Raw genomic sequence first — 16,608 nt, forward strand, 5'->3', positions numbered from 1 at the left:
ACCCATCGACCTGGCCCATCAACCACGAAATGCACGACCCAATGTCCGTCAAGTCTCAGAGTGGGGGCGTCTCGCCTCGAGGCCGCCGGCGCCATCGGCGACCTGGCCATCGGAGATCTCTGGTCGGGCCGGCATCAACAACTCGCCGTTTGTAGCGACGCTGGGATCGGAACGCCTCAGGACCGCCTTTTCCCGGTGACCGGATGGGTGCGGGGTAACGCGTTCCAAGAATCGGAGCAATTCGACGGGGAAGGGAAGTACCAGGGTGTTGTTCTTCTCCGCGGCCACCTCGACGAGGGTCTCCAACAGCCGAAGTTCCAGTGCGGCCGGGTTTTCGGCCATGACCTCGGCTGCCTGGGCAAGTTTCTCCGACGCCTGCAGTTCACCGTCAGCGGTGATGATCCGGGCCCGTCGCTCCCGTTCCGCCTCGGCCTGGCGCGACATCGACCTCTTCATCGAATCGGGCAGGATGACATCCTTGATCTCCACGCGGTCGATGTGAACCCCCCACCCCACCGCGGGGTTGTCGAGCATCAACTCCATGCCCTGGTTGAGCCCCTCGCGGTTTGACAGCAGGTCGTCGAGCTCGCTCTTGCCGATGATCGAGCGAAGCGATGTCTGGGCGACCTGGGCGATCGCCGACACATAGTCCTGCACGTCCACTGCCACCCGCACGGGATCGGCCACGGTGAAAAAGATCACCGCATCGACACGAACAGTCACGTTGTCGCGGGTGATGCCGTCCTGGGCCGGCACCGGCATCGTGATGATCTGCATGTTGACTTTTTGCAGCCGATCGGCGAACGGGATCACCATCGTCAGTCCCGGGCCGCGCACAGTAGTCTGCACGCGACCGAAACGAAAAACAACGCCTCGTTCGAACTGCTTGATGACGCGAAACGTTGTTCCCACACCAAACGCAGCAAGGCCGAAAGCCGTTACCAGCCCCAAAAGGATAGTCAACGTGGCCCCACAATCGACGCCGCCGCCTCACCCGGCTGCCAAAGCGCCGCTACGATCCCGTTCAACATCGCGCCCGTCCCCTCACATCCTCTGCTGAACCCATCACCCGTCCTGCGCCGGCCTTCACGAGAGGTATTCGGAGCCACCACAAGCGCGGATGGGCCAGCGTTGCCGACCGCGTCGCCACTCACCCCACTTCACGCTCTCGTGTCCGGTCGGCGCGCTGCTGTCGACGGTTCTGCCGGTCGCAGCGCACTGATCCGCATGGGTTCATCGCGTCGCAAAGGCACGATCGCGATGCGGGCGTGGTCTGATCCGCGCCGCACGTCGTAGCGTCGGGGATGTGACGGTGTTGCGCGAGTTCCACGCGGCGCGGGAAAACCTGGGTCGCGGCACCGCCCGCCGCACAACCGCCCAAGCCGCCGCCTACGCCCACCAACAACCCTCGTCCCCGCGCTAAATCTCGATCCGCCGAGGCGCACCACGGCTCTCGGAATTCGCCGATCGCACAAGCCCCGACGGCGTCCCGGCGCAGCGATCTCAGCGCCGACCGCACCCGCGCGAACGCCGCCGAACCGTTACGTATTCGAGGCCGGCGAAACTGTAACGGAATCCACGTCGACGCCGATCGGCCCGGGGCTCACAGTTTGGATGTCCGTTTTTGCTGTACGGCCACCTAACTCGCCGCGGCGCCGGCACGGCGACCATCTCCCTGCCATCTTGGGCATTGTGACGCCCGTCGCAGGCCGAAATGCCCTTCGGGCACAGGTGGCCGTGGCTGAAGGTGTCGTCGCGGTTGCCACGGATCCCGGCGACCCGGCCCCTTCGACGTGAATCTCCAACCCGCCCATTGCTTCACAGAGCGGGCAGGTGTACAGGTGGCGGCCGTCCTGCCCGATTGCAGCGATGGGCTCGGCGGTCACCGTACGCCCTAATCGCTACTGCGGGTAGCGAAAATGCCGGGCCGCCCAGTGCAGCAGGGCCCGGTCGGAGCCCGGCGCGCCCAGGTGGGCGATGCCCAGGGGCAGATGACCCTCGCGGGCCAGCGGAAGGACGACGACCGGGGCGCCGGCCAGGCCGGCCACACACGTCAGCCGCATCGTCGCCGACCGCGCCGCGGCGATGGTGCCCGCATCGGCAGCGATCGCCGGCGCACCACCCGCCGTCGCGGGACCGATGAGCACGCGTCCACCCGCCGTCGCATCAATCACTTCTTTCCGCACCGCTTCCCGCAGACGCCACGCCGGCCTTACGTCGTCCGCGGTGATCTGCGAGGCGGCGGCGAACCGCTCGGCGATGTCCGGGCCGAAGTCGGTCTGCGCCTTGATGATCCACGCGCCGTGCTCGGCCCACGCCTCGTAGCCCTGGATCAGCCGGAACGCCTCGGCGCACTCGGCGAGGTCGACGCCGAGGCCGGCGACATCGGCGGTCGACGTGACGGGTGCGGACCAGGCCTGCTCCCCGAGCAGCGCGTCCGCGGCCGACAGCAGCAGCGCCGGGTCGCGGGCCAGCAGCCCGACGGTATCGAACGACCGGGCCAGGTGCACGATCCCCGAGTCGGCGACCGCGCCGAAAGTCGGCCGCCAGCCGATGATCCCGCAGTAACTGGCCGGTACCCGGATCGAGCCGCCGGTGTCGGTGCCGAGCCCCAGGTCGCACAGCGCAGCGGCAACCGCGGCAGCCGACCCCGCCGACGAACCACCCGGAATGTGGCCTGGCGCAGCGACATTGGTCGGTGTGCCATAGTGAACGTTTCTGCCCGCAATCGAGTACGCCAGCTCGTCGGTGATGGTTTTGCCGACGACGATCGCCCCGGCGGCCACCAGCTGTGCCACCGCGGTGGCGTTCTCGGTTGCCGGCTCATGGTCGCGCGCATACGCCGGGTTGCCCGCGCCTGTCACCACACCGGCGACGTCGACGACGTCCTTGACCGCCAGGGTGGTTCCGGCCAGCGGCCCGTTCGCGACGCCGGTGGACAGCACCCGTGGCGGTCCGACGAACGCGTGCACGTAGTCCGCGGGCAGGTGCACGGACGTCAGATCGGGATCAGGCCATGCTTGCGCTGGACGCGCTGAATCTGCTTGTCCCGCAGCAGGTGCAGGGCCTTGCGCAGCTGCAGCCGGGTGGTGTGCGGTTCGATCACCGCATCGATGAACCCACGCTCGGCGGCGATCCACGGGATCGCCATGTTGAGGTTGTAGCCCTCGATGAAGTTGCGCTTGATCTCCTGCGCCTCGGGCGCGCTCGGATCCGGGAAGCGCTTCATCAGCAACTGCGCGGCGCCCTCGGCACCGATCACCGCGATGCGCGCGGTCGGCCAGGCGAAGTTCAGGTCCGCGGTCAGCTGCTTGGAGCCCATCACCGCGTAGGCGCCGCCGTAGGACTTGCGGATCGTGATCGTGACCTTCGGCACGTCCGCCTCGACCACCGCGTACAGGAAGCGCCCGCCGCGCTTGATGATGCCGTTCTTCTCCTGCTCCACACCCGGCAGGAACCCGGGGGTGTCGACGACGAACACCAGGGGCAGGTTGAACGAGTCGCAGAACCGCACGAACCGCGCGGCCTTGTCGGAGGCCTCGTTGTCGATCGCCCCGGCCAGCACCATCGGCTGGTTGGCCACCACCCCGACCGGGCGGCCGTCCACCCGCGCGAAGCCGGTAACGAGCGCCTGGCCGGCCTGCGCGGCGACGTCGAGGAAGTCCCCGTCGTCGAACATCCGCAGCAGGATCTCGTGCATGTCGTAGGCCATGTTGTCGCTGTCCGGCACGATCGAGTCCAGCTCGAGGTCGTGCGGCGTGATCTCCGGCTCCAGGCCCGGGTTGATGATCGGCGGGTCGTCGAACGTATTGGCCGGCAGGAAGTTCAGGAAATCGCGCACGTAGTTGAAGGCCGCGGCCTCGTCGTCGACGACCTGGTGGATGTTGCCGTAGCGGGCCTGATACTCGGCGCCGCCGAGCTCGTCGAGCGTGACGTCCTCGCCCGTGACGTCTTTGATCACGTCGGGCCCGGTGACGAACATGTAGCCCTGGTCGCGGACGGCGACCACCAGGTCGGTCTGGATCGGCGAGTACACCGCACCCCCCGCGCACTTGCCGAGGATGATCGAGATCTGCGGCACCACGCCGGACAGGAGGTCGTGGCGGCGGCCCAGCTCGGCATACCAGGCCAGCGACGTGACGGCGTCCTGGATGCGGGCGCCGCCGGAGTCGTTGATGCCGATGATCGGGCAGCCGACCATCGCGACCCACTCCATGAGCCGGGCCACCTTGCGGCCGAACATCTCACCCACCGTCCCGCCGAACACCGTCTGGTCGTGCGAGAACACGCCCACGGGCCGGCCGTTGATGGTGCCGTGCCCGGTGACGACACCGTCGCCGTACAGCGCGTTCGGGTCGCCGGGCGTGCGCGCGAGCGCTCCGATCTCCAGGAAGCTGCCCGGGTCGAGCAGCGCGTGGATGCGGGCGCGAGCGCTCGGGATGCCTTTCTTGTCGCGCTTGGCCGCGGCGGCCTCACCGCCGGGCTCCCCGGCCACTTCCAGCTTCGCGCGCAGCTCGGCGAGCTTCCCGGCGGTGGTCGACGCGGTCACTAGTTGCCTACCTCGGTTCGTTGGCTGCTTTGCGCCTCAATTCTGTTGATCGCCTGGCTCATGTGGGCACCGACCTTGGCGATGATCGGCTCGTCGATGGCCTGGATGTGCTCTCCGCCGATCGGCACGATCTCGAGGTCCGACACGTAGTCGCCCCAGCCGCCGTCGGGCTTGCGGGTCGCATACCGCGGCTCGAACATGATCGCGTCGTCGTGGTAGCGATCGGCCATGTACAGCGTGACGTGCCCGTCGTAGGGACGGATCTCGGCGGTGTCGATCGCACGGGTGTCCAGATACGACGTGCGCTGGTGCTCGATGATCCCGCCCGGGATCTCCACACCGCTTTGCCTGACCGCCTCCAGCACCAACTTGACCTGGCCCTCGTCGTCGAGCTGCTCCAGCTGCTCGTAGGGGATCTCGGGGATCGTGACGTTGAACGTCTTCTCGGCGAAGCGCGCATAGCGGTCCCAGCGCCTGCGGATCTCGTCCTTGGTCTGCGGGATCTCCTCGCCCGCACGGACCGCGTCGATCAGCCCGACGAACGGCACGTCGCAGCCCTGCTGCTTCAGCCCGATCGCGCACGCATAGGCCAGCACCCCGCCCAGCGACCAGCCGACCAAGATGAACGGCCCGTCGCCCTGCATCTCGCGGAGCTTCGGCACGTACTGTTCGGCCCGCTCCTCGATCGAGCCCTCGACACGCTCGAAGCCGTACATCGGGGTGTCCGGCGGCAGCCGGTTCAGCAGCGGCTCGTAGACCACCGTCGATCCACCCGACGGGTGGAACACGAACACCGGGACCTTGCCCGCCCCTTCCGGGCCTTCCCGGCGTGGCCGGATCGTCCGGACGAACCCGTCGATCCGGCCCGCCTCGAGATACTCGCGGACCTTCTCGGCCAGCGCCTCGATCGTCGGCGACGACTTCACGTCCCCGGCGGAGATCGGCCCGTCGGCGCGCTCCGCGAGCCGTTGCGCCATCGTCGCGGCGGTGTCGTCGTCGAGCGCGGGCAGTGCGTTGAAGATGCCGCCCGGCGACTTGCCGGTGACGATGGCCCACGTCGCGAACGTGACCCGCTCCGCGGCGTCGCGCGGCGGGACGTCGGAGTTGAGCGCGTCGGCGACCACCTTCTGGTTGAGCGCACCGGCTTCCGGGGCGAGGTTCGGGACGGACGCGGCCGCGGCATCGGGGGGAGTCGGCCCGAGCGGGTTCGTCGGCGGGGGCGGCAGTGGCGCCTCCGGCTGCGCCTCGGGCGTTGCGCCGCTCACCAGTGTCGCCTGCTCGGCGGCGATGTCCTCGGCCGTCTTCGCCTGCTGGTAGTCGTGGAGCTGGGCGACCTCGTCGCGGTGCTCGATCGCGTACTCGATCAGCTTCTCGACGTTGTAGAGGTTTGCGTCACGGACGGCCTGCAGCTGAATCGGCGGCAAGTCGAAGTCGTACTCGACGCGGTTCTTGATCCGCACCGCCATCAGCGAGTCGAGGCCCAGTTCGATCAGCGGCACCTCCCACGGCAGGTCCTCCGGCTCGTAGCCCATCGCGCTGGACACGATCGTCGCGAGCCGCTGACCCACCGTCTCGCCGCTGTCGGGTGCCCACTTCGCAAAACCCACACCCAAGTTGGCGCCCTGCGCCAGGTTGTCGTGCAGGATCTCCGCGTCCGGTTGTTCTCCGCCGCCAGCGGGAATCCCCTCGACCGGCGGCGGAGCCGTCTCCGTGACGGCTGCGGCGGCAACGCCCGTCGCGACGGCGGCAGGAAGCGCCGCGGCCTCGCCGCCGCGCGCCACGATCGCGTCATAGACGAGCGTGAACGACTCATCGATGCGGGCGTGCACCTGCACCGAGGCGCCGCCGGGGTGGCGCGTCAGCGTCGTCACCAGCCGGGCGCCCTCGCCAGGCACCGCGCGCTGCTCGGACGCGGTCAACTGCGCGCCCGGAAGCACTTGTACCGCAGCCGCGCTCACCAATGCGGCAAGATCGGTCTGGTCGCGCGGCCTGAACTCCCAGACATGGCGGCCATCGGGCATCGCGACGTGCGCGCCAGGCATGACGACCGACCCGTCGCCGGAGAAGTGCGCGTCCAGCCAGTGCTCCTTGCGGCGGAACCTCGTCGGCGGGATGTTCGCGTAGTCCTGCGGGCCGTCGGCCGGGCTGAACAGCGTGCGGATGTCGAGGTCGTGGCCGTGCACGAACAGCTGCGCCATCGCCGCGGTCATCGAGTCGACCTCGTCCTGCTTGCGGGCAAGCGTCGCGATCAGGTGCGCGTCGGGCAGCCCGGCCGCGGCCGTCGTCAGGCCCACCTGCATCAGCGCGACCGGGTTCGGGGCCAGCTCCAGGAACGTGGTGTGCCCGCTGTCGACGGCGTTGCGAATGCCGTGCGTGAAGTACACGCTGTGGCGCAGGCCCTTCTTCCAGTAGTCGACGTCATGGATCGGTTCGCCGCCGGGCCGGATGTAGCTGCCTTCGTGCACCGTCGAGAAGTAGCCGACCGTGGTGGGCAGCGGCTCGATGCCCTGCAACTCGGCGGCCAGCTCGCCGAGCAGCGGGTCCATCTGCGACGTGTGGCTGGCGCCTTTGGTCTGGAACCTGCGGGCGAACTTGCCCTCCGATTCGGCCCTGGCGATGATCGCGTCGACCTGCTCGGGCGGGCCGCCGATCACGGTCTGTGTCGGTGCCGCGTAAACACACACCTCGAGATCGGGGAAGTCGGAGAACACCGTCTTGATCTCGTCGGCGGAGTACTCGACCAGCGCCATCAACCGGATGTACTCGCCGAACAGCATCGCCTCGCCCTCGCCCATCAGGTGCGAGCGGGAGCAGATCGCGCGGGTGGCGTCGGCCAGCGACAGGCCGCCTGCGAAGTATGCCGCCGCGGCCTCGCCCAGCGACTGCCCGATCACCGCACCCGGCCTGGCGCCGTGATGCTTGAGCAGCTCACCGAGCGCGACCTGGATGGCGAAGATCGTGACCTGCGTGGTCTCGATGCCGTAGTCCTGGGAGTCGTCGAGGATCAACTCGACGATCGAATAGCCCAGCTCGTCCTGGACCAGCGCATCGACCTTGTCGATCCACTCCGCGAAGACCGCGTCGCGCAGATAGAGGCTCTTGGCCATCTTGCGGTGCTGTGCGCCGAAGCCGGCCAGCACCCACACCGGGCCGTTGGTGACCGGGCCGTCGGCGGTGAACACGTTCGGCCGCTGCCTGCCCTCGGCGACCGTCCGCAGGCCCTTGATCGCCTCGTCGTGATCGTGGGCGAGCACCACCGCCCGGGAGCGCCCATGGTTGCGCCGCGACAGCGCACGGCCGATCGACTCCAGCGACGACTCCCGGCCCTCGGGGGTCTCCATCCAGTCGGCCAGCTCCGCGGCGGCCGCTTTTTTGCGCGATGTCAGGAACGCCGAAACCGCCAGCGGCACAGCGGGAGCGGGTTGCCCGGATGCCTCGAGTTCCTCGAGCGCGATCTCCTTGAGCCGCAACGCCTCATCGGTCAGGCCGGGCAGCTCGGCCTGCTGCGCGGGCGGGACGTCGCCAATATCGCCGTACTCGTCGAAGCGCACGGCACCCACCGGGGGTACCTCCTGCTCGCGGGGGAACGTCTCGGTGGCGTCCTCGACCGCGGGCTCCGGCTCCGCCTGCTTCTCGATCACGTCGCGCGGCAGCACCTCACGAAGCACCAGGTGCGCGTTGGCGCCGCCGAACCCGAACCCGGACACGCCCGTGACCGCGTAGCCGCCGTAACGGGGCCAGTCGGTGACGGTGTCGGCCACCTCGAGCCGCACCGCGTCGAAGTCGATGTACGGGTTGGGGCCCGCGTAGTTGATCGACGCCGGCAGCTTGTCGTGCTGCAGGGCCAGCACCATCTTCGCCAGGCTGGCCGCGCCTGCCGCCGATTCCAGGTGACCGACATTGGACTTCACCGCGCCGAGCAGCGCCGGCCTGTCGGCGGCACGGCCCTTGCCGACGACGCGGCCCAGCGCCTCGGCCTCGATCGGGTCGCCCAGAATGGTGCCGGTGCCGTGCGCCTCGATGTAGTCGACCGTGCGCGGGTCGATGCCGGCGTCCTTGTACGCGCGGCGCAGCACGTCGGCCTGCGCGTCGGGGTTGGGCGCCAGCAGGCCGTTGGAGCGGCCGTCGTGGTTGATCGCGCTGCCCGCGATCACGGCCAGGATCTGGTCGCCATCGCGTCGCGCGTCCTCGACGCGCTTGAGCACCAACATGCCGCCGCCCTCGGAGCGGGCGTAGCCGTCGGCGTCCGAGCTGAACGACTTGATCCGCCCGTCGGCGGCCAGCACGCCGCCGACCTCGTCGAACCCGATGGTCACCAGCGGGGTGATCAGCGCGTTGACGCCGCCGGCCAGTACCAGGTCGGTTTCCTTGGCACGCAACGCTTTCACGCCCTCGTGCACGGCCACCAGCGAGCTCGAGCACGCGGTGTCGATGGCCATCGACGGGCCGCGGAAATCGTAGAAATACGACACCCGGTTGGCGATGATCGAACTCGCCGTACCGGTGATCGCGTACGGGTGCGCGACGGTCGGGTCCGAGACCGCCAGGAACTGGTAGTCGTTGTTGGACGCACCGATGTACACGCCGACGCTTCGGCCGCGCAGGCTCGACGCCGGGATGCGAGCGTGCTCAAGCGCCTCCCACGTCAGCTCCAGCGCCATCCGCTGCTGTGGGTCGAGATTGTCGGCCTCCATCTTCGACAGCGCGAAGAACTCGGCGTCGAAACCCTTGATGTCCTTCAGGTAGCCGCCGCGGGTACGGGCTTTCGCGACCCGTTCGGCGATGCGCGGCTCCTCGAGGAACTCCGACCAGCGGCCCGGCGGCAGGTCGGTGATCCCGTCGCGGCCGTCCAGCAGCGCCCGCCACGTTTCTTCGGGGGTGTTCATGTCGCCGGGGAAGCGTGTCGACAGGCCCACCACCGCGATGTCGGCGACCTCGCGGTCCCGCGACCAGTCCTCGTCGTCGCCGGACTCGACCACATCGGGCTCGCCCTCGACGATTCGTGTCGCCAGCGACTCGATCGTCGGGTGCCGGAACGCGACGGTGGCCGACAGCGTGACGCCGGTCACGTCCTCGATGTCGGCCGCCATCGCCACCGCCTCGCGGGAGGACAGCCCCAGTTCGATCATCGGGGTGGTCTCGTCGATCGTGTCCGGCGAAACGCCGGTGGCGTTGCCCACCCAGTTGCGCAGCCACGCGCGCATCTCGGCGACGGTCATGTCGGGTTTGCGAACGGGTTCAGTCATCATCTGTTCTTCGCGCAAGCGCTGTGCCTACTGATCCGTGGCGAACGCGCCGACATCAGCGGTGCCGCCGCGCAGGCTGCCGTCGATATACGCGGCCCGGCAGGCCCGGCGGCCGATCTTGCCGCTCGAGGTCCGCGGGATCGTCCCGGCCGGCATCAGCAGCACGTCGCGGACCGTCACGCCGTGGCGCACCGCGATCGCGGCGCGGATGTCGTCGGCGATCGGCTCGGGGTCGAGCTTGTGCGTGCCCGCGGCGCGCTCGCCGACGATCACCAGCTGCTCGGAGCTGTCATCCTTGTCATATCTCAGCCCGGCGTGCGGGTCGTCGAACACCGTCTGCGGCAACTGGTTGGCCGGCACCGAGAACGCCGCGACGAAGCCGGGCCGAACCGCGCGGGTCGACTCCTGCGCGGTGTACTCCAGGTCGTGCGGGTAGTGGTTGCGGCCGTCGATGATCACGAGGTCCTTGACGCGGCCGGTGACATAGAACTCCCCGCCGAGGAACGCGCCGAGGTCACCGGTGCGCATCCACATCGCGTCGTCGGGCGCGCCGTCGGCGTGCGACGGGTTGGTCCTCGACTTGAGGATGTTGCGGAACGTCTCCTGGGTCTCCTGCTCGCGGTTCCAGTAGCCGGAGCCGACATTGTTGCCGTGCACCCAGATCTCGCCGACCTGGCCGTCGGGAAGCTCGGTGGCGGTGTCCGCGTCCACGATCGCAACCCACTCGTCGAGGCCGATTTCGCCGCAGGAGGCCTGCGGCACCGCCCTGGGCGAGTCCTTGCCGACCTTGACCAGCCTGCCGTTGTTCAGCTCGTGGCGGTCGAGGTAGATGATCGCCGGCGGCTTCTTCACGTTGGTCATCGACACGAACAGCGTCGCTTCGGCAAGGCCGTACGACGGCTTGATCACCGTCGGCGACAGGCCGTACGGCGCGAACGCCTGGTAGAACTTCTGCATCGACGATTCCGACACGGGCTCGCTGCCGTTGAGGATGGCCAGCACATTGGTCAGATCCAGATCCGGGTCACCGTCTTTGGGCACGCCGCGCAGGGCGGCGTGCTCGAACGCGAAGTTCGGCACCACCGAGAACGTCGGCCCGTGGTCGTCGCCTGTGACACCGAGCTCGCGCATCCACCGGATCGGCCGGCGCACGAACGCGGCCGGGGTCATGAACGCGACGTACCGGCCGATGATCGACGGCAGCATGACCGTGATCAGGCCCATGTCGTGGAAGAACGGCAGCCAGGTGACGCCGCGCTGCCCCTCCTCGACCTGCAGCGCCGTGATGACCTGCATGATGTTGGTGGCAACGCCGAGATGGGTGACCTGCACGCCGGCCGGGGTGCGGGTCGACCCGGAGGTGTACTGCAGGTACGCGATCGTGTCCTCGGTGGGGGTCTCGGGCCGCGCCCAGGTGTCGGCCACCTCGTCGGGCACCGCGTCGACGGCGATCACGCGTGGCCGCTCCTTGGCCGGGCGGTTGCGGAAGAACTTGCGCACGCCCTCCGCCGATGCGGTCGTGGTGAGGATCGTCGACGGGGTGCAGTCGTCGAGCACCGCGTGCAGCCGGCCGACGTGGCCGGGCTCGGCCGGGTCGAACAGCGGCACCGCGATCCGGCCGGAGTAGATCGCGCCGTAGAACGCGGTGAGGTAGTCGAGGCTCTGCGGGCACAGGATCGCGACCCGGTCACCCGGCTGGGTGACCTGCTGCAGCCGGGCGGCGATCGCGCGGTTACGGGCACTGAACTGCGACCACGTCAGATCCCGTGCGACGCCGTCCCGTTCGGTCGAGAAGTCGAGGAACCGGTACACCAGGTGCTCGCCGCGGGTGCCTGCCCAGCGCTCGACGTGCCGAACGAGGCTGGCGCCTTCGGGAAACCTGATGCGTCCCGTCTTCTTGTCGATGAACGGGTTGACGAATACCGCCACGTCGTAACTCTCCTGTCGAAGCACACTCGCGGTCGGGCCCGCCTGTTCTGCGCTGCGAAGCCCAAACCTCCAAGATGGTACAGCCCACCGCCACGCGGAATTGGGATGCGCGCTGACCTGCTTATTCGCGGCTCAGAACGGCTGTTGCTCTTAGTTTTTTCTTAATGTTAGGCGACATGGAAGTGGCGGCCAAATTTTGACGACCCTCACCCGTGGTCGGGGTGCGGCGCATTGCCGACCAGGTTCTGCGCCCAGTCCCGCGTCCACACCGTGGCAGGCTGGCCGTCCAGCGACCAGAACTGGGTCGTCGCATACATCGCATGCACCGGCTGGCCCGCCCCGCCCGCGAGCACGTCGAGGGTCTTCGGCAGGTTCGTGATGTTGAACGCCTCCTCGGGCGCGGCGCAGATCAGGTCACCCGGCGCGCAGATCTCGTAGGTGCGGTCGTTCAGGGCGCCGAACCCGCCCGGCCGGGGGCCGGTCATCGTCAGGCCCATCGACGACAGCATCGGCACTTCGTGCAGCGTGATCTCCGCGCCCTCACCCGGCGGGTTGGGGCCGACGTCCCGGCCCACCCCGGTCTCGCGACGCCCGTCGGCGATCAACGTCACACCCAGCACGAGGTCCTGGTCGACCGGGCCGTTCCCGTTGCCGATCTCATTGGCCAGGTCACCGGCGATCACCGCGCCCTGGGAGAAGCCGACGATCACGTAGCTGGTCAGCGGGCACTTGGCGGCAATGTCCGAAATCGCCTGCTCGGCGGCATGGGTGCCCTCCGAGCGGCTGTCGTTGTAGGACATCTGCTTGTCATTGGACAGCGGGTTGTGAAACTGCGCGGTGTAGGGAACGGTGTAGGTCGCCAGGCGACTGGCGTCGAACTGCTGAGTGATGGGCCGAGTCACATTGAGCAGCAACGCATTCGGGAACTGCGTCGGGTTCAGCGGGTCGTCCTGGTCCGACGACTCCCAGGTGCCGGGAATCGAGATCATCTGCACGTCAGGGCAGCTGGCGGGCTGAGAATCCGGGCGCGCCTTCTTCGGGCCGGTGGTGGTGGTCGGCGGCTGCGCGTTCGGAGGAATCGGCGCCGTCGGCGGCTGTGGTGTCCGGATCATCACCACCAGCACGGTGATGACCAGCGCCACGGCAAGGACGACCGCGCCGGCCGCGGCCAGGCCCAAAACCCGGTGGCGGCGCCCGCGCCGAGTGTTGTTCGCCATGTTCTCCTGTTAGCAGAGTCGGTCGGTTGCAACGCGGATGTAGTTCCGGGTGGCGGCGTCGACGTCGGAATCGTGCACATCCCCGGCCACGAGCGGATGCACGAAGTCCCACACCGCCTGCGGACTCTGCCCGGCCGCCCGTGCCTGGCAGACGTAGGAGCCGATGCTCAATGCCCTCAGGTCACTGGACGGGTGCACGCCCGCCGCGTCGAGCGCGTCCAGGTATGCGCGTTGCTGCAGGGTCACCACCAACTTGCTGGATGCGGTGCCTGCCGAGCCGGGCGGCGCCGGTAGCGGGGTGATGTCGGGATCGTCGCCGGGGGAAGCCGACGTGCTGCTGCGGTCGTTCGGCAGCGCGACGCTCGACATCAGGCCGTCGGTTGCCGCGCAGCCCGACAGCATCGTCGCGGCCAATGCGACGGTCACCGCGGTGGAACACCGGGTCGCCCGCCTCGCCGTCGGATGCACCCCTCCAAGGTACCGGCTCGCGAATGCCGCCCCTGTGCGCCGACGTTGCGGTTTGCTAACGCGTCGTGCCCACGTGCGGCGGCTACTTGATGGCCGCGACCAGGTCGCCGGACATCGCGGCCAGCTGCGGTCCCCACGAGGACCATCCGTGATCCCCGCCGGTGGGGAAGTCGAAGTGCCCGTTGTGGCCGCCGACCGCCCGATACTGCTGGTAGAACATCCGGTTGGTGCCCTGCGCCTGGTCGGGGTAGCCGATCATCGCGGCCGGGTCGCTGGCCGTCAGCGTCTGCGGGCTGAACACCCAGATCCGGGTGTTGTTGTCGGCGAGCAGCGCCGCATGCACCCAGGGGTCGTGCCACTTCCAGCGGCCCAGCTGGGGCAGGCCCCACATGTTGCGGGTGTCGACGCCGCCGAAGCGCATCAGGCCGTCGGTGATCGCCCCGTTGACGGTGGTGGCCGACGGATACAGGAAGCCCGACATCGAGCCGGCGTAGCCGAACCGGTCCGGGTGGAACTCGGCGAGCATCATCGCGCCGGTGCCGCCCTGGGCGGCGCCGACCGCCGCGTGGCCGTTGGGTGCCAGGCCCTTGTTTGCGGCGAGCCAGTCGGGCAGTTCGCTGGACAGGAACGTCTCCCACTGGCGGCTGCCGTCCTGCTCCCAGTTGGTGTAGAAGCTGTAGGCGCCACTGGCCGGGGCCACCACGGAGATGCCCTTGCCGGCCAGCGTGTTCATCGCGTTGCCCGCGGTCACCCAGTTGCTGACGGTATCGCCCGCGTTGAACGCGTCGAGCAGGTAGACCGCGTGCGGGCCGCCGCCCATGAACGCGACCGGAATGTCGCGGCCCATCGCGCCCGAGGGGACCATCAGATATTCGACGTCGGCGGCCCTGGCGGCGGTCGTGCCCGTCCACACCCCGACGGCCAATATCGCGGCCGAGATCATCCGCAGCATCAACCCACGCGCCATACCCCACCTCACGTCCCGACTGACCCCGCTCCGCGTTGTAGTGAACCACATCACCGCAGGGGCCTGCTCCGAAACGACCGACGGCGGCGACCCCCGAAGAGGATCGCCGCCGTCCGCCTTTTTTCAGTCGCTACGCGGTGGGCGTCGCGCCCAGCGTCCGCTGGATGTCCGGCTTCATCTGCTGCAGCTGCGCGCCCCAGTAGCCCCAGCTGTGGGTGCCGTTCTCCGGGAAGTTGAACACCCCGTTCTTGCCGCCGTCGGCGAGATAGGTGTCGCGGAACGTGATGTTGGTGCGCTTCGTGAAGCCCTCGAGGAACTTCGCGTTGAACAGGTTGCCCGCGCTCGTTCCGGCGTCCAGGTCGGACGGGTTGCCGTTACCGCAGTAGATCCAGATGCGGGTGTTGTTGTCGATCAGCTTCTGAATGTTGACCATCGGGTCGTTGCGCTTCCACGCCGGATCGCTCGATGGGCCCCACATGTCCGCGGCCTTGTAGCCGCCGGCGTCACCCATGGACACGCCCACCAGCGTGGGCCACCAGCCCTCGGAGAGGTTCAGGAAGCCCGACAGCGACGCGGCATACGGGAACTGATCCGGGTGGTAGATCGCCAGGACCAGGGCCGCCGAGCCGGCCATCGACAGGCCCACGGCGGCGCTGCCGGTCGGCTTGACCTGCTTGTTGGCGGCCAGCCACTGCGGCAGCTCGCTGGTCAGGAAGGTCTCCCACTTGTAGGTCGAGCAGCCGCTGCTGCCGCAGGCCGGCTTGTACCAGTCGCTGTAGAAGCTGGACTGCCCACCGACCGGCATGATCACCGAGAGGCCGGAGTTGTAGTACCACTCGAAGGCGGGCGTGTTGATGTCCCAGCCGTTGAAGTCGTCCTGCGCGCGCAGGCCGTCGAGCAGGTACACGGCGGGGGAGTTGGGTCCGCCGCTCTGGAACTGAATTTTGATGTCGCGGCCCATCGACGGCGACGGCACCATCAGGTACTCGACCGGCAGGCCCGGCCGGGAGAATGCCCCCCCAGTCGCCGAGCCCCCCACGACGCCGACAAGGGCCGGCAGCAGGGCAGCCGCCGCGGCGGCAACCGTCAGCCTGCGCGCCCATCGGCCCCGCATCTTCTCAACGAACTTCATAAATCTGTCCATCCCTTTCGGTAAGCCGCACCGCACGCGATGCCCTGGGTAGTCAACCACACCGGGGTGTGGTCTTGGCGAATCGAGCCCCCGACCACGTTTTCAGTTATCGGTTCAGTTATCGGTTTCAGTTATCGGTTCAACGTGGCGATCAGGTCAGGCTTGAGCGCCGTCAGCTGGGCTCCCCAGTACGGCCACGAGTGGTTGCCGGACGGCGGGAAGTTGAAGGTGGCGTTGTGTCCTCCGGCCTTGGTGTAGGCGTCCTCGAAATCCTTGTTGCCCTTGATCGCCATCGACTCCAGGCTGTTGGCGTTGAACTGCTGGCTCGGGTCGGCGTTGGCGTCCAGGTCCGTCTGCCCGCCCGGCGCGCAGTACACCCACAGCCGGGTGCCGTTGTTCGCGATCGTTGCAACCTGCTTGAGCGGGTCGTTGCGCTTCCACGCCGGATCCCACGGCGGGCCCCACATGTCATCGGGGTTGAAGCCGCCCGCGTCCAACATCGCGAACCGGATGGCCTGGGTCATGAACAACGCCGACGGATTCAGGAAGCCCGACAGGGAGCCCGCGTAGATGAACTGCTGCGGGTGATACGCCGACAGGATCAACGCGGCGCCGCCGGACATCGACAGGCCGACCACACCATTGCCGGTCGTCGAGATCTGCTTGTCGGAGGCCAGCCACGAAGGCAGCTCCTGGGTGAGAAAGGTCTCCCAGTTGTAGGTGAGAGTGCCGTTCTTGCCCTTCGCCGGCTTGTACCAGTTGGAGTAGAAGCTGGACTGCCCGCCGACGGGCATCACCACCGAGATGCCGGACTGGTAGAACCACTCGAAGGCCGGGGTGTTGATGTCCCAGCCGTTGAAGTCGTCCTGGGCACGCAGCCCGTCGAGCAGATACAGCGCGTGCGGGCCGCCCCCCTGGAATTGGATGCGGATGTTGCGGCCCATCGACGGGGACGGCACATCAAAGTATTCGACCGGCAGGCCATCGCGGCTGAACGCCCTGGCCGGCGGCGCTGCGCCGGTTGTGGTCACGAACGCCGACAGCATCAAGAGTGCGGCCATCGCGACAGCGAGGCGCAAGGCTCTACGCATCAGTTGGTT

Annotated in this window: 10 protein-coding genes; all 10 read right to left on the bottom strand. The window is 68.3% G+C overall.

Annotated features, from left to right (window positions below; all coding sequences use genetic code 11):
- Nucleotides 1–48: 48 nt before the first annotated feature.
- Nucleotides 49–957, bottom strand: coding sequence for a slipin family protein (locus VKG81_RS02775; protein WP_324389514.1), 909 nt, complete (start codon nucleotides 955–957; stop codon nucleotides 49–51).
- 944 nt (nucleotides 958–1,901) lie between these two features.
- Entirely contained in the window at nucleotides 1,902–2,993 is a 1,092-nt protein-coding gene (locus VKG81_RS02780) for an amidase family protein (protein ID WP_324389474.1), read from the bottom strand.
- Nucleotides 2,994–2,998: 5 nt separating this feature from the next.
- Nucleotides 2,999–4,549 carry an acyl-CoA carboxylase subunit beta gene (locus VKG81_RS02785; protein ID WP_324389476.1) on the bottom strand — a complete coding sequence of 517 codons (1,551 nt, stop codon included), beginning with the start codon at nucleotides 4,547–4,549 and terminating at the stop codon, nucleotides 2,999–3,001.
- On the bottom strand, nucleotides 4,549–9,795 hold the full coding sequence (pks13, locus tag VKG81_RS02790; RefSeq protein ID WP_324389478.1) for a polyketide synthase Pks13: 5,247 nt from the start codon (nucleotides 9,793–9,795) through the stop codon (nucleotides 4,549–4,551). The genes VKG81_RS02785 and pks13 overlap by 1 nt, the downstream gene beginning before the upstream one ends.
- Before the next feature lie 27 nt (nucleotides 9,796–9,822).
- Nucleotides 9,823–11,724: a long-chain-fatty-acid--AMP ligase FadD32 gene (gene fadD32 / locus VKG81_RS02795; RefSeq protein ID WP_324389480.1), complete on the bottom strand. Its 1,902-nt coding sequence runs from the start codon at nucleotides 11,722–11,724 to the stop codon at nucleotides 9,823–9,825.
- A gap of 206 nt (nucleotides 11,725–11,930) precedes the next feature.
- Entirely contained in the window at nucleotides 11,931–12,941 is a 1,011-nt protein-coding gene (locus VKG81_RS02800) for a cutinase family protein (protein WP_324389482.1), read from the bottom strand.
- A 9-nt stretch (nucleotides 12,942–12,950) separates the two neighbouring features.
- Nucleotides 12,951–13,367 (bottom strand): DUF732 domain-containing protein, encoded by a 417-nt coding sequence (locus VKG81_RS02805; RefSeq protein ID WP_324389484.1) that lies wholly within the window; start codon nucleotides 13,365–13,367, stop codon nucleotides 12,951–12,953.
- Nucleotides 13,368–13,491: 124 nt separating this feature from the next.
- Complete coding sequence (locus VKG81_RS02810) at nucleotides 13,492–14,361, bottom strand: esterase family protein (protein WP_414685123.1); 870 nt, start codon at nucleotides 14,359–14,361, stop codon at nucleotides 13,492–13,494.
- A 145-nt stretch (nucleotides 14,362–14,506) separates the two neighbouring features.
- A complete protein-coding gene (locus VKG81_RS02815; RefSeq protein ID WP_324389487.1) occupies nucleotides 14,507–15,508 on the bottom strand; it encodes an alpha/beta hydrolase family protein in 1,002 nt (333 codons plus the stop codon).
- A 131-nt stretch (nucleotides 15,509–15,639) separates the two neighbouring features.
- Nucleotides 15,640–16,599: an esterase family protein gene (locus VKG81_RS02820; RefSeq protein ID WP_414685121.1), complete on the bottom strand. Its 960-nt coding sequence runs from the start codon at nucleotides 16,597–16,599 to the stop codon at nucleotides 15,640–15,642.
- Nucleotides 16,600–16,608 lie beyond the last annotated feature (9 nt).

This window comes from Mycobacterium sp., from assembly GCF_035314905.1.
Lineage (GTDB): Bacteria > Actinomycetota > Actinomycetes > Mycobacteriales > Mycobacteriaceae > Mycobacterium.